The sequence below is a fragment of the Thioclava sp. F36-7 genome, assembly GCF_002020075.1.
In the GTDB taxonomy this organism is placed as follows: Bacteria; Pseudomonadota; Alphaproteobacteria; order Rhodobacterales; family Rhodobacteraceae; genus Thioclava; species Thioclava sediminum.
In genome coordinates this window covers 158,613-176,494 of the sequence record NZ_MPZR01000002.1, presented here as the reverse complement: position 1 = coordinate 176,494, position 17,882 = coordinate 158,613, and the positions used below count along the sequence as shown (strand labels likewise).

General features: G+C 66.7%; 21 protein-coding genes. 5 read left to right on the top strand and 16 right to left on the bottom strand.

Annotated elements, in window-relative coordinates; all coding sequences use genetic code 11:
- The first annotated feature begins 69 nt into the window (after positions 1-69).
- Entirely contained in the window at positions 70-492 is a 423-nt protein-coding gene (locus BMI89_RS03750; RefSeq protein WP_078569891.1) for a tellurite resistance TerB family protein, read from the top strand.
- Between the two features lie 64 nt (positions 493-556).
- Here BMI89_RS03750 and dacB read toward each other — a convergent pair whose 3' ends face one another.
- The 7 genes from dacB to BMI89_RS03715 are packed head-to-tail and all read right to left on the bottom strand — an operon-like array spanning position 557 to position 7,390.
- The gene (gene dacB, locus BMI89_RS03745) at positions 557-1,984 is read right to left on the bottom strand and encodes a D-alanyl-D-alanine carboxypeptidase/D-alanyl-D-alanine-endopeptidase (protein WP_078569890.1); all 1,428 of its coding nucleotides are present in this window, start codon (positions 1,982-1,984) and stop codon (positions 557-559) included.
- Between the two features lie 51 nt (positions 1,985-2,035).
- A complete protein-coding gene (locus tag BMI89_RS03740) occupies positions 2,036-2,653 on the bottom strand; it encodes a nicotinate-nucleotide adenylyltransferase (protein WP_078522612.1) in 618 nt (205 codons plus the stop codon).
- 50 nt (positions 2,654-2,703) lie between these two features.
- Positions 2,704-3,906 (bottom strand): GGDEF domain-containing protein, encoded by a 1,203-nt coding sequence (locus BMI89_RS03735; RefSeq protein WP_078569889.1) that lies wholly within the window; start codon positions 3,904-3,906, stop codon positions 2,704-2,706.
- Positions 3,906-4,517 carry a heme NO-binding domain-containing protein gene (locus BMI89_RS03730; RefSeq protein WP_078569888.1) on the bottom strand — a complete coding sequence of 204 codons (612 nt, stop codon included), beginning with the start codon at positions 4,515-4,517 and terminating at the stop codon, positions 3,906-3,908. The genes BMI89_RS03735 and BMI89_RS03730 overlap by 1 nt, the downstream gene beginning before the upstream one ends.
- A gap of 60 nt (positions 4,518-4,577) precedes the next feature.
- On the bottom strand, positions 4,578-6,311 hold the full coding sequence (locus BMI89_RS03725) for a DUF4153 domain-containing protein (RefSeq protein ID WP_078569887.1): 1,734 nt from the start codon (positions 6,309-6,311) through the stop codon (positions 4,578-4,580).
- A gap of 50 nt (positions 6,312-6,361) precedes the next feature.
- Complete coding sequence (locus tag BMI89_RS03720; RefSeq protein ID WP_078569886.1) at positions 6,362-7,066, bottom strand: HAD family hydrolase; 705 nt, start codon at positions 7,064-7,066, stop codon at positions 6,362-6,364.
- 45 nt (positions 7,067-7,111) lie between these two features.
- On the bottom strand, positions 7,112-7,390 hold the full coding sequence (locus tag BMI89_RS03715; RefSeq protein ID WP_078542139.1) for a DUF3572 domain-containing protein: 279 nt from the start codon (positions 7,388-7,390) through the stop codon (positions 7,112-7,114).
- A gap of 143 nt (positions 7,391-7,533) precedes the next feature.
- Between BMI89_RS03715 and BMI89_RS03710 the strand changes: the two genes are divergently transcribed.
- The gene (locus tag BMI89_RS03710) at positions 7,534-8,928 is read left to right on the top strand and encodes a diguanylate cyclase (RefSeq protein WP_078569885.1); all 1,395 of its coding nucleotides are present in this window, start codon (positions 7,534-7,536) and stop codon (positions 8,926-8,928) included.
- Between the two features lie 109 nt (positions 8,929-9,037).
- On the opposite strand, the gene BMI89_RS03705 is transcribed toward BMI89_RS03710, so the two are convergent.
- The 4 genes from BMI89_RS03705 to BMI89_RS03690 all read right to left on the bottom strand — a co-directional run bounded on the left by BMI89_RS03705 (position 9,038) and on the right by BMI89_RS03690 (position 11,498).
- Positions 9,038-9,544, bottom strand: coding sequence for a periplasmic heavy metal sensor (locus tag BMI89_RS03705; protein WP_078522605.1), 507 nt, complete (start codon positions 9,542-9,544; stop codon positions 9,038-9,040).
- The gene (locus BMI89_RS03700; protein ID WP_078569884.1) at positions 9,544-9,966 is read right to left on the bottom strand and encodes a hypothetical protein; all 423 of its coding nucleotides are present in this window, start codon (positions 9,964-9,966) and stop codon (positions 9,544-9,546) included. Before BMI89_RS03700 ends, BMI89_RS03705 begins: the two co-directional genes overlap by 1 nt.
- A complete protein-coding gene (locus tag BMI89_RS03695; RefSeq protein ID WP_078569883.1) occupies positions 9,959-10,543 on the bottom strand; it encodes an RNA polymerase sigma factor in 585 nt (194 codons plus the stop codon). The genes BMI89_RS03700 and BMI89_RS03695 overlap by 8 nt, the downstream gene beginning before the upstream one ends.
- A gap of 94 nt (positions 10,544-10,637) precedes the next feature.
- Entirely contained in the window at positions 10,638-11,498 is an 861-nt protein-coding gene (locus BMI89_RS03690) for an EF-hand domain-containing protein (protein WP_078569882.1), read from the bottom strand.
- Between the two features lie 188 nt (positions 11,499-11,686).
- On the opposite strand from BMI89_RS03690, the gene BMI89_RS03685 reads away from it, so the two are divergent.
- Positions 11,687-12,088: a DUF983 domain-containing protein gene (locus BMI89_RS03685; protein ID WP_078569881.1), complete on the top strand. Its 402-nt coding sequence runs from the start codon at positions 11,687-11,689 to the stop codon at positions 12,086-12,088.
- Positions 12,081-12,788, top strand: a complete 708-nt coding sequence (locus BMI89_RS03680) for an NUDIX hydrolase (RefSeq protein ID WP_078569880.1) — start codon at positions 12,081-12,083, stop codon at positions 12,786-12,788. The genes BMI89_RS03685 and BMI89_RS03680 overlap by 8 nt, the downstream gene beginning before the upstream one ends.
- On the opposite strand, the gene BMI89_RS03675 is transcribed toward BMI89_RS03680, so the two are convergent.
- From BMI89_RS03675 to msrB, 5 genes are all read right to left on the bottom strand, one after another.
- Positions 12,785-13,687, bottom strand: coding sequence for a DMT family transporter (locus BMI89_RS03675; protein WP_246831962.1), 903 nt, complete (start codon positions 13,685-13,687; stop codon positions 12,785-12,787). The genes BMI89_RS03680 and BMI89_RS03675 overlap by 4 nt on opposite strands.
- Complete coding sequence (locus BMI89_RS03670; RefSeq protein ID WP_143593809.1) at positions 13,684-14,199, bottom strand: lipocalin family protein; 516 nt, start codon at positions 14,197-14,199, stop codon at positions 13,684-13,686. Before BMI89_RS03670 ends, BMI89_RS03675 begins: the two co-directional genes overlap by 4 nt.
- On the bottom strand, positions 14,187-14,537 hold the full coding sequence (locus BMI89_RS03665; RefSeq protein ID WP_078569878.1) for a hypothetical protein: 351 nt from the start codon (positions 14,535-14,537) through the stop codon (positions 14,187-14,189). Before BMI89_RS03665 ends, BMI89_RS03670 begins: the two co-directional genes overlap by 13 nt.
- Positions 14,537-15,583: an aldo/keto reductase gene (locus tag BMI89_RS03660; protein WP_078569877.1), complete on the bottom strand. Its 1,047-nt coding sequence runs from the start codon at positions 15,581-15,583 to the stop codon at positions 14,537-14,539. Before BMI89_RS03660 ends, BMI89_RS03665 begins: the two co-directional genes overlap by 1 nt.
- Before the next feature lie 97 nt (positions 15,584-15,680).
- Positions 15,681-16,121 carry a peptide-methionine (R)-S-oxide reductase MsrB gene (gene msrB / locus BMI89_RS03655; RefSeq protein WP_078542149.1) on the bottom strand — a complete coding sequence of 147 codons (441 nt, stop codon included), beginning with the start codon at positions 16,119-16,121 and terminating at the stop codon, positions 15,681-15,683.
- A 120-nt stretch (positions 16,122-16,241) separates the two neighbouring features.
- On the opposite strand from msrB, the gene BMI89_RS03650 reads away from it, so the two are divergent.
- Positions 16,242-17,864 (top strand): acyl-CoA dehydrogenase family protein, encoded by a 1,623-nt coding sequence (locus BMI89_RS03650; protein WP_078569876.1) that lies wholly within the window; start codon positions 16,242-16,244, stop codon positions 17,862-17,864.
- Positions 17,865-17,882 lie beyond the last annotated feature (18 nt).

The window sequence follows — 17,882 nt, the reverse complement described above, 5'->3', positions numbered from 1 at the left end:
CGCCTGACCTATTGAAGCGGACGGGGACAGTCAATAATTAGCACTCGAACACTATCAAGGAGCTCCCACGTGCCCGACGTTCTCGCCTCGCTTTCGCCCCAAGACGCGCTCGTCGCCGTGATGGTCGCGATTTCCGCCGCCGATGAGGACGTGCCGACCTCCGAACTCGTCGCAATCGAGCGGATAGTGAACCACATGCCGATCTTCGCGGGCTACGATTTCGACCGCGTCTCGCGGGTCTCCCGCTCGGTCTTCACGCTGTTCGGAGAGGAAGACGGGCTCGAGGCGCTGTTCGGCCTGATCCGCGACGCGCTGCCCGAGCATCTTTTCGAAACCGCTTATGCGCTGGCCTGCGACGTGGCTGCCGCAGATGGCACGATCCGTCAGACCGAACTGCGCCTCCTGGAAGAGATTCGCGGCGAGTTGGCGATCGACCGGCTGCACGCCGTCGCCATCGAATGGGGCGCAAAAGTGCGCCACGTCACGCTCTGATCGGACGATAGAGCCCCAGCGAGAAAACCTGACGACCGCCCCGCCGTCCGGGCGGAGCGACCCCTCAGCCGTAAATCCCGGCCCAACGCTCCAACAACTGGCTCTGCAGGATTTTCGACGCCCGCACCCATTGGACCTGCCCCGGCGGGCGCGGCGCCGAGCCCGCACGACGACGCCGGTTTAGATCGGCGGTGAAGATCGCGAAGACAAGCTCGGTGCCATCCGGCGCGGTCATATAGCCCGCCAAAGTCGAGACGAAATTCAGCGTCCCGGTCTTGGCATCGACGCGGAATGGCTGGGCCGGCATGTTCTTGCCCGTCGCATCCCGCAGCTTGAATGGCTTCATCAAACTGCGCAGCCCCATCGGCGCACCAAGATTGCGCAGCGCCGCCACCATGTCCTGCGGCGAAAGCTCGGCATCGGCCCGCAGCCCGGAATGGTCGGTGAACCGGGCCGAGCGCGCGCCCGTGCGTTGCTGCAGCCACTGGGTCATCGTCTGTCCCGACTGCTTCAGGGAGTTCCCCGCGCCCAGCCGCTTGCTGACCGTCATGCCCACCGCCTCGGCGGTGATATTGGTCGAATATTTCATCATCGCGCGCAGCACCGGCACCAGCGGATCGCTGCCATGGCTCACCAGAACCGTACCGCCGGGCAGGTTGCGGACCTCTTCCGGCGCGGGCAGCGGTGTGCCCTGCGCGCGGGCCAATGTCTGAAACACGTCGCCCGCATAGGCCGCCGGATGGCGCACCGGCAACCACCGGCTCCCACCACGTCCCAAGGCCGCCGAGGCGACCGTCCAATGCTCGACCCCGCCGCGGTCGGAATAGGTAAAAGTGGGCGAGGAGCGTTTCGCGATCGACGCCTTCGCGGTATAGGCCTGCGGCTGCACGTCGCGCCCGCGCGCATCCATGCTCAGCGCCCAGCCCCCACCGGAGCGGCGCCACTGGAAATGCACGCGATTGAAGTTCAGCATCAGCCCGGAGATCGACGGGTTGTAGCCCGCGAAGATCGGCTGATCGTTCGCAATCTCGTTCTTGTAGGGCAGCGCCCCGGCCCAAGTCAGGAAACGCCCCGTGACGCCCTGCACGCCCTTCGCCGCCAGCGACTTCGCCATCGCGTTCAGATCGTCGGTCGTCAGCGTCGGATCGCCCCCGCCCGCGAGGATCAGATCCCCCTGAATGCGCCCGCCAGAGATCGGGCCGGTCGCGATCAACTGCGTGCCAAAACGGAAATCGCCGCCCAGTTGCTCCATCGCATAGAGCGAGGTGATCGACTTGAGCGCGGAGGCGGGCGGCATCGCTTGGCCTGCATTGCGCTGTTCGAGGATCTGGCCGCTCTTCAGGTCCGCGACGACATAGCCCACATCGCCGCTGAGCCCGGCCATCCGGACCAATTCGGCTGCCGCGACCGTCTGGCCGAAGCCCGTTTTCGGAGTGGCGAAAAGCGCGGCGCCACCCAGCAGTGCAAAGCGGCGCGATATCGATAGCGGCATGGCGATTCCTCCCTCGGCGTCAATCCGAGCGTAGCGCGCCCCGCACCGTCTTCAAGCGGGTGTCGATGCCCGCCAGCCGCCTTTCTCGCGAATTTCCGTGGAGGAAAGAGACGACATCGGAATGTTGACGAAGCACCAGCGCGGCGCCGGTCCGTCGAGGAGGCGCTGCGAGGCGACCGCGGGCAATTCGGCCCCCGCATAAATGCGCGCCGCGCGCGCCCAGCGCCCCGGCATCCGCCAGCCCGGACGCGCCAGCACACCGACCGGCACGCTCTCCATGATCGTGCGCCAATGATCCCAGCGGTCGAATTGCACGAGGTTATCGGCCCCCATCAGCCACGCGAAATCCACGCCGGGATAGAGCGCACGCAGCCGCGTTATCGTGTCGGCCGTGTAACGCGTGCCGAGTCGCGCTTCGAGGTCGGTCACCACGACGCGCGGATCGCCCCCAAGGCTAGCCCGCGCACTCGCGATCCGCTGATCGAGCGGCGCGGGCCCATGCGCCTTGAGCGGGTTGCCGGGGCTCACGATCCACCAAACCCGATCAAGATTGAAGCGGCGCAGCGCCTCACGCGTGATCAGGACGTGACCTTCATGCGCCGGATCAAACGACCCGCCCAGAAGACCGATGCGCTGTCCGGCGCGGGCATAGGGGAAACCTTGTCTCATGCGCAGCCCTTACCCGAAGGCGACCGGTCAGGAAAAGAGCGTTTGTGCGCCTAAGGCGCAGCGCCGGGTGACGTCGCCGGCCCATCCTCGACGTTTTCGACAGGCCCGGACCCGAAACGAAGACATCCGCGCCCTGCAGTTTTCGCGGCATAGGTCGCCCTGTCGACATCATTCTGCAGCGCCTCGATCTCGAGGCTCTCGTAGTCGCGCGACGACACAGCGCCGAGCGATCCGGACACCAGACATTCCTGCCCCCGAAACCATTTCGGCGCTTCGAGCTGTTCGATAATGCGCGCGGCAAGCGCGCCGATCTCCGCGCGGCTCGGATCGCCACGTAAGAGAACGAGGAACTCATCGCCACCCATGCGCGCGACCAGATCACCTCCACGAACGCTTTCGCACAGGTTGCGCGCCACCAGTTGCAACACGAAATCCCCCGCCGCATGGCCTTGTGTGTCATTGATCGTCTTGAAGTGATCGAGGTCGACCTGCAGCAAAGCGAAATTCGCCAGCCCGTTCGTCGCGTGGTCGACGGCCCGCGCAAGCGCCTGCGCCATGGCCCGGCGGTTGGCGAGTTTCGTCAACGGGTCGCTCAGAGCCTGATCCTCCGCCGCTTTGCGCGCCTGATCGAGCCGCCCGGTCAGGGCCCGCAACTCTTCCAGCACGAGCGATTTCGCTTCCTGCAGATAGAGCATTTCCATCGCAAGATCGGCGGCGGAGAAATCATGTTCGGTCAGGTCGAATTCCGCCACAAGTTCGCGCAGGTGAATACCGAAGCTGAAATTAAGGAGCATATCGCCCCCCGCCTGCGTCGGCGCGCGCCCCTGAACTGGTGGACCCGTGTGGCTCACCAGCGCGCCACGCAGGCTTACCTGTGGGCGCATGCGAAGGGTGACATGCAGCATCTCCTCCGCCGTCATGGCCCCGAGGGAGCGCACGCAGCGCCCGATCTGGCGATCGCAATCAATAGCACCGCAACTTGAGCGCAATTCCTTCGGGCACATTCGCACCGCCCCGCCGCGCCGCGCGACCGAGAAAAACCGCGAGAACGGCGCGCCGACGATCTGGGCTTCCGGCATCCCCAGAACCTTGCGCAACGTGCGCCCGACCCCGAGGATGCAGGCCCGCTCGTCGAGCCAGAGAAACATCGGCAAAAGCCCGGTCAACAGCGTCAGCCAATTGGCTTGCGCGCCCCGATCAGGTGGAGGCTGGGCGGCCAGTCTCGTGACAGTGTTCTCGCCCGGCACGCTCATCACACCTCACCAATCATGCGCGCGAGGGCGAACTGGCGCGCCTCGGCATGGGTGGCGTCGAGCAGTTGGATCGTCACGGTCTCCGCCATCGGGTCGGGATCGCGCAGATCGCGCCCGGCGACACGCGGCGGCACCTCGATCAGCGCGAGGCTGCCATAGTCATCCGCCATCGCGCGCAGGATCCCCGCCAGCACCGCCCCCCAGCCCGGCAGATCCGCGGCGACACGCAGACGGAACTGCCCCCGCCGGGTTGCGACCAGATGCAAGTTCGGCAGCTTGAGATCGGGCAGCGCCATGCGCGCGCGATCGTTCAACTCGTTGAGCGAGTTCAGAAAACCGCGATAATCGCAGCCACCGTAACGCAACAGGCGGCGCACCGCTTCACGGCTGCACAGATGCGCCCCAAGGTCTTCCAGAAGCTCGGATCGCGCCCGCCCCAACTCGTCGCAGGCGGCATCGATCAGCCGCAAGGTCTGCGCATCGTCATATTGCAGCAGGGGCTCATAGCTCTCGCCCGGCAAATCCGCGCGCCGCCGCACACGCGCACAGAGCGCCGCCCCGTGGGTGTCGCTCAGAAACGTCTCGATAGAGCGGTTGATCAAGCCGAGCATGTGTCCTCCTGACCGCCACGCTAGCGATCAGAAGTTAACAAAGCTCCAAACTCGCCTGGCTCAGCGCGACAGCGGCAAAAGACGCAGCCCACCGGCCTCAAGCGCCATGATCCCGCTCGGAGCCAGCTGCATCTCACCGCGTTTGATCGCGGCGATGACAGGGGCCAGATCGACGCGGAAGCGCGGCTCGCCCTGCGCATCGACGACGCTGCCCCAACCGATCGAATCCCACGCGCCATTCGACTGCCGCAGCACGTAGATCGCATCGCGGTCGGGCAGATGCAGCAGCACCATCGCCTCGTCGCCGGGCACATCCGACAGGAAATCGGCCTCGATCAAGGCGCAATTCGCCGCCGCCCCCTCGGCCGAGGCGCAAAGCCCCGCCGCAACCTCGGGCGCGCGCGCGCGGATCGCATCGAGCAGCGCATCCTCGGGCGCTTTCGCTCCGGGGGGCAGCACGAGATCCCGGCGCAGTTGAGCGCGCGCGGCGCTGGCACCTTCCGCCCCATCCGCAGACGGGCTCAAACGCGCCAAGGCCGTTGCGAGCGCGCGATCATCACCGGCTTGCGTTTCCAACTCCGCAACGGCCGCCTGTCCGGCAAGCCCCCAGTGGTTCTTCAAAGCGTAGAGCGGCAAAGCGCCTGCCGTGATGCGCCCCTCGCGATACAGCGCCAGTTGCGAGCGCGCAGCCACCCCGTTCGCGTCCAGCACCGGCGTCAGCCATGCCAGCGCGGCAAGAAGCAGGACTCCCGCCATGGCGATATTGATCCGCCGCAGACGCACCATCCAGCCGCGCCCCAGCAGCACCGACCCGGCATATCCCAGCGCATAGCCCGCCAGAAGCACGATCAGCACCGCCTGCGCCACGCGTCCCGGGGTCCAGCCTTGCGCGGTGACGCTTTGCCATCCGGTCCAGGCCGCCGCCCCGACCAGCACGGGCAGCACCAGCGCCAAGCCTTGAGCCGACAGGCGCAAGACCCGCGCACGGACGGCACTTTCATCGTCGCGCTCAATACCGATCGAGATCAGCGTCACTGCCGCCGCGGCCATCGCCAGCAGCGTCTCGATCTGCGAGAACCCGATCAGCGAGACCTCCCCCCGGCGCGCAATGAACCCGGCCACGAAGATCACCGCGACCAGCAGAACCGGCGGCAGCAACAGCCTCAGAAGCCGCAGGATCAGGGTCGGAGAGATCATCTCCTCCAACTCGGTCACCACCGCCAGTCCCAGCCCGAGAATGCCGCCCGAGACCGCAAAGGCGAACAGCTTCTCCCGCAGAAGCTGGCGCAGGAAATCGAGGTCCACACTCTCGAGCAGGCGCGCCGAGAGGTACAGCACGAGCCAGACCATCCCGAGGAAAATACACGCGGCGGCATAGCGCACCACGATATTCCAGGCATGCAGGAACAGCGCCGGATAGTCGTTCCAGGCGCGCCCGCCGCCCTGCGCCACGGCCATCGCGAAGGGCATCGGCAGCATCGCCAGAACCGAAAGCGCGAGCAGCTCGTAAGGCATGTAGCCCGCCAGCGTCTCGCTCGGGGCATAGCCAAGCGACGCCCACCATCCGAGCAACGCGACCGGAACCGCAATCAGCGCCGCCGCGCCGAATGCCCTGCGCCAGCCGATCTCGCCCAGCATCGCAAGCGCGGTCGCGAAGAACACCGTGCCCAGAACCGACACGCCGAATTGTCCGTGCGCGTCAATCGGAAGCCGTTGCTGCAACTGGTTATCGAGCGCCCAGAAGAACATGCCCGCCAGCAGCCCAAGCAGAATATGTTGCAAACGTAGTTGCATGCGTCCCTCTCCTGTCTTGCGCGAGGCTCCCGCGCGTCTGACGCGCCTTGCTAGCCCGCGCGCTGTGCGAGCCAGTCGGGAAGCCCCCCGATATGATCGAGCACCGCATCGGCGAGCGGGGCCAGATCGGCCCGCTCCGCCGGTCCGCTCAACACGCCGATCGCAATCATGCCCGCCGCACGCGCCGCGTGCAGGTCATGCTGGCTGTCGCCGACCATCACGACCTCGGCCGGGTCCAGCCCCAGCGAATCCGCGAAGGCCAGAAGCGGGCGCGCCGTGGGTTTCGCTCCGTGCCCGCTGTCATAGCCGATAATCCGGTCGAAAAGATCGGTAATGCCCGCCTGCGCGGCATGCGCCCGCGCAGAGGACTCGGCATCGTTCGTGCAAATGCCCAGCTGCAATCCGCGTCCGCGCAGATCGGACAGAAGCGCTGCAAGCGGCACCGGCTCCACCAGTGGCACGTCATGCGCCGCCTGCTCCAGTTCGAGCACCAGATCGTCGAGCGACCGTCCCGGAAGATGCGGCAACAGCAGTTCCGCCGCCTCCCGAACCGTGCCCGCGATCACCGGCGAGTGCGGTTCGAATTCTATCCGATCGAGATCGAACCCGATCGCCGCGGCAAGCCTGGCGGCCTGCTCGGCATCCTTCGCCAACGCCTCGATCTGCAGCTTCGCCCACGCGCCCCATGTCGCGTCGAAGTCGAAAAGCGTACCGTCCTTGTCGAACAGCACCGCCCGTATCTTGCCGCCTGCCATCTGCGATCTGCCTCCCTTTGCGGGCAGATTGCCTAAAGCTGCGCGTTAGGTCCAGTGGCGCAGATCGCCGCGCCCGAGAACCGCGCGCGCCTGCATCAGCGCCTCGGGCTGCACACCAAGGTCCTGCGCGCAATCCAGCACCACCTGATCGTCCTGCAGGACATGGTCGAGAACCCCTGCAAGGAAGTCCGGATCGCTCGCCTGCGCCCGCAAATCGTCCACGCTCGCCCCGGAATTGGCGAGGAACGCGCCGATCAGATCTTCGCGACCAGCAAGCCAGCCGAGGGTCTGCAACGCGAGCGTATGAGCGTTTTCTTGCCGCATGACGGGTCCTTCTCTGCCGGGGGGAAACGCTTTGTTAACCTATCGACCGCTAAGGTCAAGAAAAGGCGCGATGAGAAGCTGGCGCAGTCGGGAACCGCCCGATGCAAGCCGCACCGCGCCGGAGGTTGAAGGAGTAGCGTTATATGCCGGGATCGATCCTCATCGTGGATGATGTGGCGACCAATCGCATCGTGCTCAAGGCGAAGCTGACCGGCGCGCGCTACAACACACTACAAGCCGCAAGCGCGGCGGAGGCGCTCGCCCTCGCGGCCGCGCAACGGCCCGGGCTGATCCTGCTCGACGTCACCTTGCCCGACATGACCGGAGAGGGCCTCATCGCCCGGCTGCGGGCGAACCCGCGGACCCGGCGCATCCCGATCATCGCGATGACGGGGCGCGACACGCCGGAGCTGCGCGTGACGCTGCTGCAGGCCGGGGCGAACGAGGTGCTGGCCAAACCCTTCGACGAACTGGTGCTACTCGCCCGGCTGCGCAGCCTGATCCGCGCCCATGTCGGCGACGAGGATTCGGCGCTGCGCGAGCAGACCTGCCGGGAACTCGGCTTCGCAGAGGCGGCGAGCGACTTCGTCCCTCTCGCGCGGATCGCTCTGATCGCGCCCAACCCGGCCGAGGGGCTGCGCTGGAAATCCGCGCTCGCGCCCCTGCTGACGACCAATCGGATCCTGCTGACCAGTTACGATCAGCCCTGCGGCGACGACGCCACGCGTCGCGCCCCCGATCTATTCGTGATCGGCGCAGACCTCGCGCAGCGCGGCGATGGTCTCCGGCTGATGTCGGAATTGCGCTCGCATCCCGAAACGCGCCATGCGGCGATCCTGATCGCCAGCCCGCCCGACGCGCGCGAGACGCAAGCCAGCGCGCTCGATCTGGGCGCGGATGATCTGTTGCCCGCCGAGATGTCCACCCCGCTTGCAGCGCAGGAAGCCGCACTCCGGATCGGCGCGCAGCTGCGCCGCAAACGCCTTTCGGATCAGTTGCGTCTGTCGGTCGATGAAGGCCTGCGTCTTGCGCTGGTCGATCCGCTGACCGGGCTGCACAATCGTCGCTACGTGAACGCGCATCTGTCGCGCATGTCCGAGCGCGCGCGCCGCACGGGCCATGGCTATGCGGTGATGCTGCTCGACCTCGACCGTTTCAAATCAGTGAACGACACCTATGGCCACGGCGCGGGTGACGAGGTGCTAGCGAGTATCGCCCGCCATCTGCGCCAAAGCCTGCGCGACGTCGATCTCATCGGTCGCATCGGCGGCGAGGAGTTTCTCGTGGCGCTGCCCGACAGTTCTCTGGTCGAGGGTTGCCGGATCTCGGAACGGCTCCGGCACGAAATCGCGCAGAGCAAGATCACGCTGCCCGACGGACAAATGACGCAGGTCACCATTTCGATTGGCCTCGCCTTCGGCGGCACGCGCCATGACGATCCTCAGCATCTTATCGACGAGGCGGATGCGGCGCTTCTCTGCGCCAAGGGAAGCGGTCGAAACCAAGTGTCCCTCGCCCAGCACACAAACGCGGCCTGACCCGAAATAGAAGGGTCACGCCGCGCTCGGGCAGGTGATGAGACTGAGGGTTAGCGAACTTACAAACGGCAAACGGTCGCGCCCTCTTGGGGGGCCCGCCAACCTGACCTCACGGCTTGGGCTTTGGGGTGTCCTCGCGGTCCTTCTTGCGTTTGTCGAACCGCGCCGCGCCCTCGCGCAGACGCTCGGCAAAGCTGTGCCGCGACTCGGCGCTCATCGCGTCGAGCCGGTCGAGGATCAGTTGCTCGCCGATATCGACCCGCTGCACCGTCCGCGCCTTGTGTCGCTCAAGCAGCTCGGCCACCTGCGCACGATCCCAGGGCTCCGCGTCGATCGCAGCGATCAGCGCCGTCATGTCGCTGCGCGCCTGCCGCCGCATATCGCGGAACTCCGAGCCGCGCGCCTGCGCCGCCTTGCGCAGCGCATCACGATCTTCCGGGCTCAGCGCCCCGGTGAACGCGCCGAGGCTGACATCGCCCACGACCGGGCGCGGCGGATGCCGCTCATGCGCGATCCAGCCGCCGATGAAAAACCCCAGCAAAAGCAGGTTCAGCACCGCCGACCCTATCAGCGCCCAGCGCAATCCCCGGCCATTTCGCGTCTCGGCAGCCGCCATCAGAACCCTCCTTCATCGGCGAAGGCGAAGGTGTCGCCCTCGGGTAGCAGGTTGACCGTGCCGAGGCTTTCGGTCGTGCTGCTGGCGTAAAACGGGCTGAGCGCGCCGATCTCGTCGGCCCCCACGAAGCCGATCCAGACCCCGGCCAGAGCGGCCGTGACCAGACCGCCCATCGGAGCCCAGCCGCCGAACGCGCCGCGAAGCGCGTCCCAGATACCGGCCAAGACGTCAGGCTTGTCGGACGCTCCAGCGGGGCCGGGACGCGCGAAGCCAGCTTGCTCCGCTTCCGCATCGGCCAGAACCCGGGCGAGGAACCCCGCCTCGGCCTCGGGCCCGCCCGCCGCGCGCGCCTCGCTGAACAGCTGCTCCAGCGCCGCGTCGTCGAACGCGTCCGTCTCGCGATCCATGCGTTTGTCAGTCATCGCCAAACCCCAATTTCTCTCGCTGCCCCCGAAGCAGCTTGCTCAAAGCGCGTTTTCCACGCGCTGTCAGACTTTCTACGGCCTCGACGCCAGTTTCCATCGCGGCAGCGATCTCGGGATTGGACAAACCGTCGATATGTCGCAGTGTCACCGCAATCCGCTGCCGTTCCGGCAATTGCTCCAGCGCCGCTTCCAGCGCTGCCAAACGGTCGCGCGCGATCAACTCGTCCAGCGCGCTCGCGCGGTCATCGGCCACCTCTGGCGCCTCGTCCAACCCCACGCCGCGGCGCTTGCGCAGCCGGTCCGTCGCGAGGTTGGCCACCACCCGGTAAAGCCAAGTCGAGACCTTCGCCTCGCCGGCGCGCCACTCCGGCGCGATCTTCCAGAGCCGCAAGAGCCCTTCTTGCGCGACGTCCTCGGCCTCGGCCGCATCGCGCAGATAGCGATAGGCGAGCCGGTAGGCCAAGGGCCCGAAGCGCAGCGTCAACGCCCGCGCCGCCGCCGGGTCGCCCTGCGCGTAAAGCTCCAGCAGAGCCTCGTCCGAAGCCTCGTTCATCGCATCCAGTGCCATCGTCATTCCGTCAAAGGCCTAGCCTGCTTTCACTGCGCATGCAATTTGACATGCAGCCGGGGCGCTTTTCCGCGCCCCGGCTTTTTTCACTGCTCGAAACTCAGTTCGTGGAGCGGCCCGAGCCATCCGCGGGTCCATTGCCCGGACCTTGACCTTGGCCAGCCCCGGCGCCCGGCTGCATCGGCGGCGTGCCCTGCGGGCCTTGGCCGTTCGGCCCCTGCCCCATCGGACCCTGACCCATCGGGCCATCGCCTTGCATCATCCGCCCGTAGCCGTCGCGGTCGCCGTTCCACCCCATACGGTCATGGCCATGGCGATCCCCTTTGCCCATGCGGTCATGGCCGTGGTAATCGCCTTTGCCCATCCGTCCATGGTCGCGGCGGTCGCTCATCCGCTGCATGAAGCGTTTCGCCATCTGCATCTCGTCGGCACTGATCGCCCCGTCATTGTTGCGATCCATCCGGTCGAACATGCGCGTCGGCATCGGATGCGCCATCAATTCGGCGGCCGACAGCTCGCCATCGCCATTGCTGTCCTGCGCGGCGAAGCGCGCTTTCACGCGGGCTTCGATGCGGGCTTTCACCTTGGCCATCTCGGAATTGACGAGCTCCTCCTGCGAAATCATCCCATCGCCATTGGCGTCGAGCGCCTCGGCGTCGGCGGCCCGCTTGGCCTGGATTTCGTCCATCGTCACCTGACCGTCGCCATTGGTGTCGAAACGGCTGATGTCGAAGCCGAAGCCGCGCCCGTCCTGATCGCCCATCGCGCCGGGCTGCATGTTCTGGCCCATCCCATTGGCCGGGCCGTTGCCTGCCCCATTCCCCGGCCCGTTCCCGGGCATGACCTGCTGCCCCTGCATCTGGCTGCCGTTCTGGTTCTGCGCCACAACCGGCATCGCGAGGGTAATCGCGCTGCCTGCGAGGATTGCCGCGACGAGGGTCTGCCTGTTCATGACTTTCATTCGAAACTCCTGTTCTCGCTGCCACGGCACGTCTCGCGCCGTCGATATTTGTCCAAACGGCGCATGCGCAGCATTCCGTCGCCAAACTCACGCATCCGTGATAGACCCGCCGGACTTTCCATCCGCCCCGGCTGCCGCCATACTGCCCTGCGAACGGGCGGAGAGAGACCGCCACAAGGGAGAGCGCAATGCAGTCGCAAGACGAGTATCACGATGACCGCCCGCTGGGCCGCTCGATCGGGCGGGGCCTGCGCTGCCGCTGCCCGGCTTGCGGCAAGGGCCGGATTTTGCACAGTTATCTCAAGGTGCGTGATGCCTGCCCGTCCTGCGGCGAGGACCTCTCGCATCAGCGCGCCGATGACGGCCCGGCCTATCTGACGATCCTGATCGTCGGCCATCTCGCGATTCCGATGATGGCGGCCTACTTCATCGCTTTCCGCCCCGGCCCGTGGGAGATGATCTGGATTTTCGGCATCGGCTCGATGGTGCTCTCGGCAGTGCTTTTGCCGCTGATGAAGGGAATGCTGGTGGGCATCCAGTGGTCGCGCCGGATGCACGGTTTTGGCGAAGGCGAAATCGTCCATGACTGACACGAGCCCTCCGGTCGACAAAACCGCGCTACGCGACGCGGCCAGCGTGATCGTCCTGCGCCGTGACGCCGATGCGGTGCCGAGCGTGCTGATGGGCCAGCGTGGCGCTGGAGCCGCCTTCATGCCGTCGAAATACGTCTTTCCGGGCGGCGCGCTCGACGCCACAGATTGGGAGGTGCCCTTCGCCTCTCCCCTGCCCGCGCCCGATCACGCGCGGCTCGAGGCCGATGCGCCCGCAGGGATCGGCGGGGCGCTGGCCGCCGCCGCTCTGCGTGAGCTGTGGGAAGAGACCGGGCTGGTGCTGGGCGAGAAAACCAGCTGGCCCGGCGCGGTGCCCACCGATTGGCAGGGCTTCGCCGATCTGGGCTTTCTGCCCTCGGCGGCCAATCTGCATTTCGTGTTCCGCGCGATCACGCCGCCGGGCCGCCCGCGCCGCTTCGATGCGCGGTTCTTCCTGATCGATGCGGGCGCGATCCAGGGCGATCTCGACGATTTCTCGCGCGCCTGCGACGAGCTTTCGCATCTGCATTGGGTGCCCCTGCCCGAGGCGCGTGCGCTCAACTTGCCCTTCATCACCGAAGTGGTTTTGGCCGAAATCGCCGCCCTCGTCACCACCAAACACGCGCTTGGCACGCCGCATTCGGTGCCGTTCTTCGACAATCGTGGGCCGCGTTCGGAGTTCCGGCGGATCGGGCTTTAACGTCCCGCCAGCACGATCACGATCAGCGAGACCACGACGAGCGCGATGCCCGCCCCTTCGCGCTTGTGCAGCCGCTCGTGGAAGACCAGCGCCGAGGCGAGCAGCGTGAAGACGATCTCCACTTGGCCCAGCGCGCGCACGAAGGCCGCGTTTTGCAGCGAGAACGCGGTGAACCAGCCCGCCGAGCCCAGAACGCCGGTGATCCCCACCAGCACCGTGCGCCGCCACGCGCCGAACACGCGGGTCAACTCGCCCGGCTCGCGCAGCCGCAGATACAGCCCCATGCCGAGCGATTGCGCGAAGGTCGCGCAGGCCAGCGCGACGATGGCGCGGGCGAAGAAGTCGAGCGGCTCCAGCTCCAGCGTCGCGCCGCGATAGAAGATCGACGAGAGGCCGAACAGCGCCCCCGCCCCGACGCCGTAAAGCGCCGCACGCGGGTTGAAGCCGCCTTCGGGCGGTTTGGTCAGGAACAGCACCCCCGCCAGTCCGATCGCGATCCCGATCCAGCCGATAGGGCCCACGAATTCGCCAAGGATGATCGCGGAGAACAGCGCGACCTGCACCGTCTCGGTCTTGGTAAAGGCCACGCCCACCGCGAAATTGCGCAAGCCGAACAGCGCCACCGTCAGGAAGGTCGCCGCCACCTGCGCCGCCCCGCCCGCGATGACGAAGCCCCAGAAGGGGCCGCTCAGATGCGGCCAGGGCGTGCCGGTCGCGGCCAGAAAGCCCAGCGCCGTCGCAGCCGCGAGCGGGAAGCCAAACAGAAAGCGTGAAAACGTCGCGCCGCCCACCGAGAGCTGCGCCCCCGCCAGCAGCTTTTGCAGCATGAAGCGAATGGTCTGAACGGCCGCGGCGAACAGCGTCACCCAGACCCAGAGATGCACCGGCGCGTCGGTCACTTACCGACCTGCGTCATGTCATAGCCGTTGAAATCCATGACATCGCGCGCCGCCTTGATCAGATCGGGCCGTGGCGAGGCCTGCCGCGACAGGATCATCCCCCAGCGGCCCGAAGGTGTGCCAAGCACCGCAACCCGATAATCGAAATCGACCCAGAGCACCCAGATCGGCTCGCCGCCGAACGCGTCCTTCGCCAGCAGTCGCCCGCCCGGCCCGGTCAGCGTCACGGTCTCGTCGACGGCGTCGGGCGTGATCGCGCAATTCGTGCCGCGCAGCCGGTAAGCGCTCTTGCCGTCCCACGCCCAGTTCTGCGTGCCCGAACAGCCCGAAATGCCGCTCTCGACGACATGCCATTCGCCACCGAAGCGCTGCGGATCGAACAGCGACGCCGAAGAAATCAGCGCGCCCGGTTTGCGCAGCGACGCGGTCTCCGGCTGGGGCGCACAGCCCGCGAGGGTCAGCGCGAGCATCCCGCCCAGCGCGGCGATCTTCGCCCGGCTCATTGCACGCATAGTTGCATCGGGTAGCCCGCCTCGCTCATCACCTCATTGCACCCCAGAAGGGGCGTCACCGGCGCGCAGGTCTTCGAGCGCGCGAGGCATTCGCCCTCGCACTCGCTGCCCGCCTGACAGCTCTTGCCGCTATCGGAGGTTATCTTCACACAGATGAACGCCCCGCCGCGCGCGACCCAGTTGCCGCCCCGCGCGACGCATTCGAATTTCCCGGCATCGATCTTCTCCTGCCCGACCAGCGGCAATTGCTCTGCCGTGTCGCCCTCGTCCGTGGAGCCGAAGGGATTACAGCCCGCCAAGGCGAGCGCTGCACACAGAAGGATCGGCGCCCCGCGCATCAGTAGGGCATCGGGTAATGCTTGTGGAGCTCGGCGATCTTGTCGAGCAGCTCCTTCGGCAGTTCTACCCCTTCGGCGTCGAGGTTCGGCTTGAGCTGGTCAACCGAGGTCGCGCCGACGATCGGGATCACCGGGAAGGGACGGCTCATCACCCAGGCAATCGCCATCGTCACCGGGTGAAGATCGAACTCCTTGGCCAGCGCGACATACCGGTCAGCGATCTCGAAAGCGCGCGGATTGGCGCGCCCACCGAGATTGTTGACCAGCGACCGCCGGGTGTTGTCGGGGATCACGTCGCCCGAATATTTGCCCGTCAGGATACCGGCGGCGAGCGGAGAATAAGCCAGCAGCGTCACTTTCTCCTGTTGCCCCAACTCCCCCAGATCGAGGTCGTAGTAGCGGCACATCAGCGAATATTCGTTCTGGATCGACTCGACGCGCGGCCCTTTGCCCGCCTCGGCCAGCGCCAGCCATTGCGCCGTGCCCCAGGCGCTCTCGTTCGACAGGCCGAATTCGCGGATCTTGCCCTCTTTACGCAGATCTTCGAGCGTCTCAAGACAGGCGCTCATATCGTCGAGCACTTCCTGCTTCGAAGGCTGCTTCGACGGATCGAAGCGCCACGTCTTGCGGAAGTGATAGGAGCCGCGATTGGGCCAGTGGAACTGGTAGAGGTCGATGTAATCCGTCTGCAGCCGGGTCAGCGAATCCGTCACCGCTTGGCGGATCCGGGTCGGGCTGATCTCGGGGCCGCCTTCGATCGCATTCGAGCCCTCGCCGGTGATCTTGGTGGCCACCACCAGATCGTCGCGCTTGCCGCGTTTGGCCAGATAAGTGCCCACGATCTGCTCCGTCCGGCCCATCGTCTCGGCCTTCACCGGGTTCACCGGGTACATCTCGGCCGTGTCGAGGAAATTGACCCCGCGGTCGAGCGCGAAATCGATCTGGTCATGGCCCTCGGCCTCGGTGTTCTGGCTGCCCCAGGTCATCGTCCCGAGACAAATCTCGGACACCATGATCCCGCTTTGACCAAGTTCCAGCTTGCGCATGCCCGCGCCCCCTTTGTCATATGATGTTGCGCGGACCCTGCCACCGGGCCGCGGGAAGGTAAAGGCCCCTGACCCGGTGCTTCGTTTGACGTCGTGCTTACTCGACCCGGTCCATGTAGTCGCCGTAGCCCTCGGCCTCCATCTCCTCGTAAGGCACGAAGCGCAGCGAGGCGGAGTTGATGCAATAGCGCAGACCGCCCTGATCGCGCGGGCCGTCGGGGAAGACGTGGCCCAGATGGCTGTCGCCGTTTTTCGAGCGCACTTCGACGCGGGTCATGCCGTGGCTGGTATCGGTCAACTCTACGACATGATCGTCGATCAGCGGTTTGGTGAAGGACGGCCAGCCGCAGCCCGCGTTGTATTTGGTCGAGGAGGCGAAAAGCGGCTCGCCCGAGACCACGTCGACATAGATGCCCTTGGCGGCGTGGTTGTCATATTCGCCGGTGAAGGGCCGCTCGGTGCCGTTCTGCTGGGTGACGCGGTATTGCTCGGGGGTGAGCTTCGCGATCGCCTCGTCGGATTTCTGCCAGTTGCTCATGATGGGTCTCCCTTTCGGGCCTGATCTAGGCGGCGGCGGCCGCGAGAAAAGCCCTGCCGCCGCGTTTCGCTCGCATGTTCTACGGCGCAAGCCTACCATCCGGATCAGGAGGAGCCGACCATGACCACACCCGATCCCCGCGCCGATCTGCCAACCCACCGCGTCGAGAACCAGCCGCCCGCACGTGGCGACGTCGATCTCTACGCCACGGACGCACCGCTGCGCGAGGCCGTGGCGCGGGCGGACGGTCAGATCGAGGCGCTGTCGGATTACGGCCAGACGCTCGGCACCACGGAGATGCGCGAGGCGGGCCGCGACGCGAACCGCCACCTGCCGGAGCTGCGCCTGTTCGATATGGGCGGGCGGCGGCTCGACGAGGTGCGCTTTCATCCCGCCTATCATCGCTTCATGGAGGCCGGGATCGGCGCGGGCTATGCCGCGCTGCCGTGGGAAGGCGCGAATGGCGGCCATGCCACCCATGCCGCGATGGTCTATCTCGCGAGCCAGATCGAGCCCGGCAGTTGCTGCCCGATGACGATGACTTATGCCGCCGTGCCCGCACTCGACGCCACGCCCGAGATCGCCGCACTCTGGCGCCCGAAACTGACCGCGCGCAGCTACGATCCGCGCGTGCTGCCGGTGGGCGAGAAGACCGGCGCGACGCTTGGCATGGCGATGACCGAGAAGCAGGGCGGCTCGGACGTGCGCGCGAACACCACGCGGGCCGAGCCGGCGGACGGGCATTGGCGGCTGACCGGGCACAAGTGGTTCTGCTCTGCGCCGATGTCGGACGGCTTCCTGACGCTGGCGCAGACCGACAAGGGGCTCAGTTGCTTCCTCGTTCCGCGATGGCTGGAAGGCGAGCGCAACGCGATCCGCATCCAGCGGCTGAAGGACAAGCTGGGCAATCGCTCCAACGCGTCCTCCGAGATCGAATATGAGGGCGCGGTGGCGCATCTTCTGGGCGAGGAAGGCCGGGGCGTCGCCACGATCATCGAGATGGTGCATCACACCCGGCTCGACACCGCGCTCGCGCCTGCGGGGCTGATGCGCGCCGCGATCTCCGAGGCGCATCACTGGGCGACGCATCGCTCCGCCTTTCAGCGCCGCCTGATCGACCAGCCGCTGATGCGCGCGGTGCTGGCCGATCTGACGCTGGATTGGGAAGGCGCGCTGACGCTGGGGATGCGGGTGGCGGAGGCCTTCGACAGCGCCCGCCCCGAAGATCGCGCCTTCGCCCGGATCGGCGTGGCGCTGGCGAAATACTACGGCAACAAGCGCTGCCCCGTCGTGACCTATGAGGCGATGGAGGTGCTGGGCGGCATCGGTTACGTCGAGGACACGCCGATGCCGATGCTCTATCGCGAGGCCCCGCTGAACGGCATCTGGGAAGGCTCGGGCAATGTGATTTGCCTCGACATCCTGCGTACGCTGGCGAAAGAACCACTGGCGGCGGAGATGCTGCGCACCGAGCTGTACGCAGCGCGCGGCTCGGATCCGCGCTATGACGCGGCGCTGGCCGATCACCTCGCCCGCTGGCCTGCGCTCCCGCCCGAGGCCGAGGCGCGCTGGTTCGCGGAACGGCTCGCGCTGCTCCTGACCGCATCGCTGTTGATCCGACATGCACCTGCGGCGGTGAGCGACGCCTTCGTCGCGACCCGACTCGCGGGCGAGGCAGGCCGGACCACGGGGGCGATGGCGGGCAGCGATGTCTCTGCTATCCTGGCCCGGATCGCTGGCTGAGACTGCGGAAGCCTCCGG

Coding starts and splice junctions, on each gene's coding strand:
- dacB (WP_078569890.1), bottom strand. CDS start 1,984: ATGCCGCTATCGATATCGCGCCGCTTTGCACTGCTGGGTGGCGCCGCG.
- BMI89_RS03740 (WP_078522612.1), bottom strand. CDS start 2,653: ATGAGACAAGGTTTCCCCTATGCCCGCGCCGGACAGCGCATCGGTCTT.
- BMI89_RS03735 (WP_078569889.1), bottom strand. CDS start 3,906: ATGAGCGTGCCGGGCGAGAACACTGTCACGAGACTGGCCGCCCAGCCT.
- BMI89_RS03730 (WP_078569888.1), bottom strand. CDS start 4,517: ATGCTCGGCTTGATCAACCGCTCTATCGAGACGTTTCTGAGCGACACC.
- BMI89_RS03725 (WP_078569887.1), bottom strand. CDS start 6,311: ATGCAACTACGTTTGCAACATATTCTGCTTGGGCTGCTGGCGGGCATG.
- BMI89_RS03720 (WP_078569886.1), bottom strand. CDS start 7,066: ATGGCAGGCGGCAAGATACGGGCGGTGCTGTTCGACAAGGACGGTACG.
- BMI89_RS03715 (WP_078542139.1), bottom strand. CDS start 7,390: ATGCGGCAAGAAAACGCTCATACGCTCGCGTTGCAGACCCTCGGCTGG.
- BMI89_RS03710 (WP_078569885.1), top strand. CDS start 7,534: ATGCCGGGATCGATCCTCATCGTGGATGATGTGGCGACCAATCGCATC.
- BMI89_RS03705 (WP_078522605.1), bottom strand. CDS start 9,544: ATGGCGGCTGCCGAGACGCGAAATGGCCGGGGATTGCGCTGGGCGCTG.
- BMI89_RS03700 (WP_078569884.1), bottom strand. CDS start 9,966: ATGACTGACAAACGCATGGATCGCGAGACGGACGCGTTCGACGACGCG.
- BMI89_RS03695 (WP_078569883.1), bottom strand. CDS start 10,543: ATGACGATGGCACTGGATGCGATGAACGAGGCTTCGGACGAGGCTCTG.
- BMI89_RS03690 (WP_078569882.1), bottom strand. CDS start 11,498: ATGAAAGTCATGAACAGGCAGACCCTCGTCGCGGCAATCCTCGCAGGC.
- BMI89_RS03685 (WP_078569881.1), top strand. CDS start 11,687: ATGCAGTCGCAAGACGAGTATCACGATGACCGCCCGCTGGGCCGCTCG.
- BMI89_RS03680 (WP_078569880.1), top strand. CDS start 12,081: ATGACTGACACGAGCCCTCCGGTCGACAAAACCGCGCTACGCGACGCG.
- BMI89_RS03670 (WP_143593809.1), bottom strand. CDS start 14,199: ATGCGTGCAATGAGCCGGGCGAAGATCGCCGCGCTGGGCGGGATGCTC.
- BMI89_RS03665 (WP_078569878.1), bottom strand. CDS start 14,537: ATGCGCGGGGCGCCGATCCTTCTGTGTGCAGCGCTCGCCTTGGCGGGC.
- BMI89_RS03660 (WP_078569877.1), bottom strand. CDS start 15,583: ATGCGCAAGCTGGAACTTGGTCAAAGCGGGATCATGGTGTCCGAGATT.
- msrB (WP_078542149.1), bottom strand. CDS start 16,121: ATGAGCAACTGGCAGAAATCCGACGAGGCGATCGCGAAGCTCACCCCC.
- BMI89_RS03650 (WP_078569876.1), top strand. CDS start 16,242: ATGACCACACCCGATCCCCGCGCCGATCTGCCAACCCACCGCGTCGAG.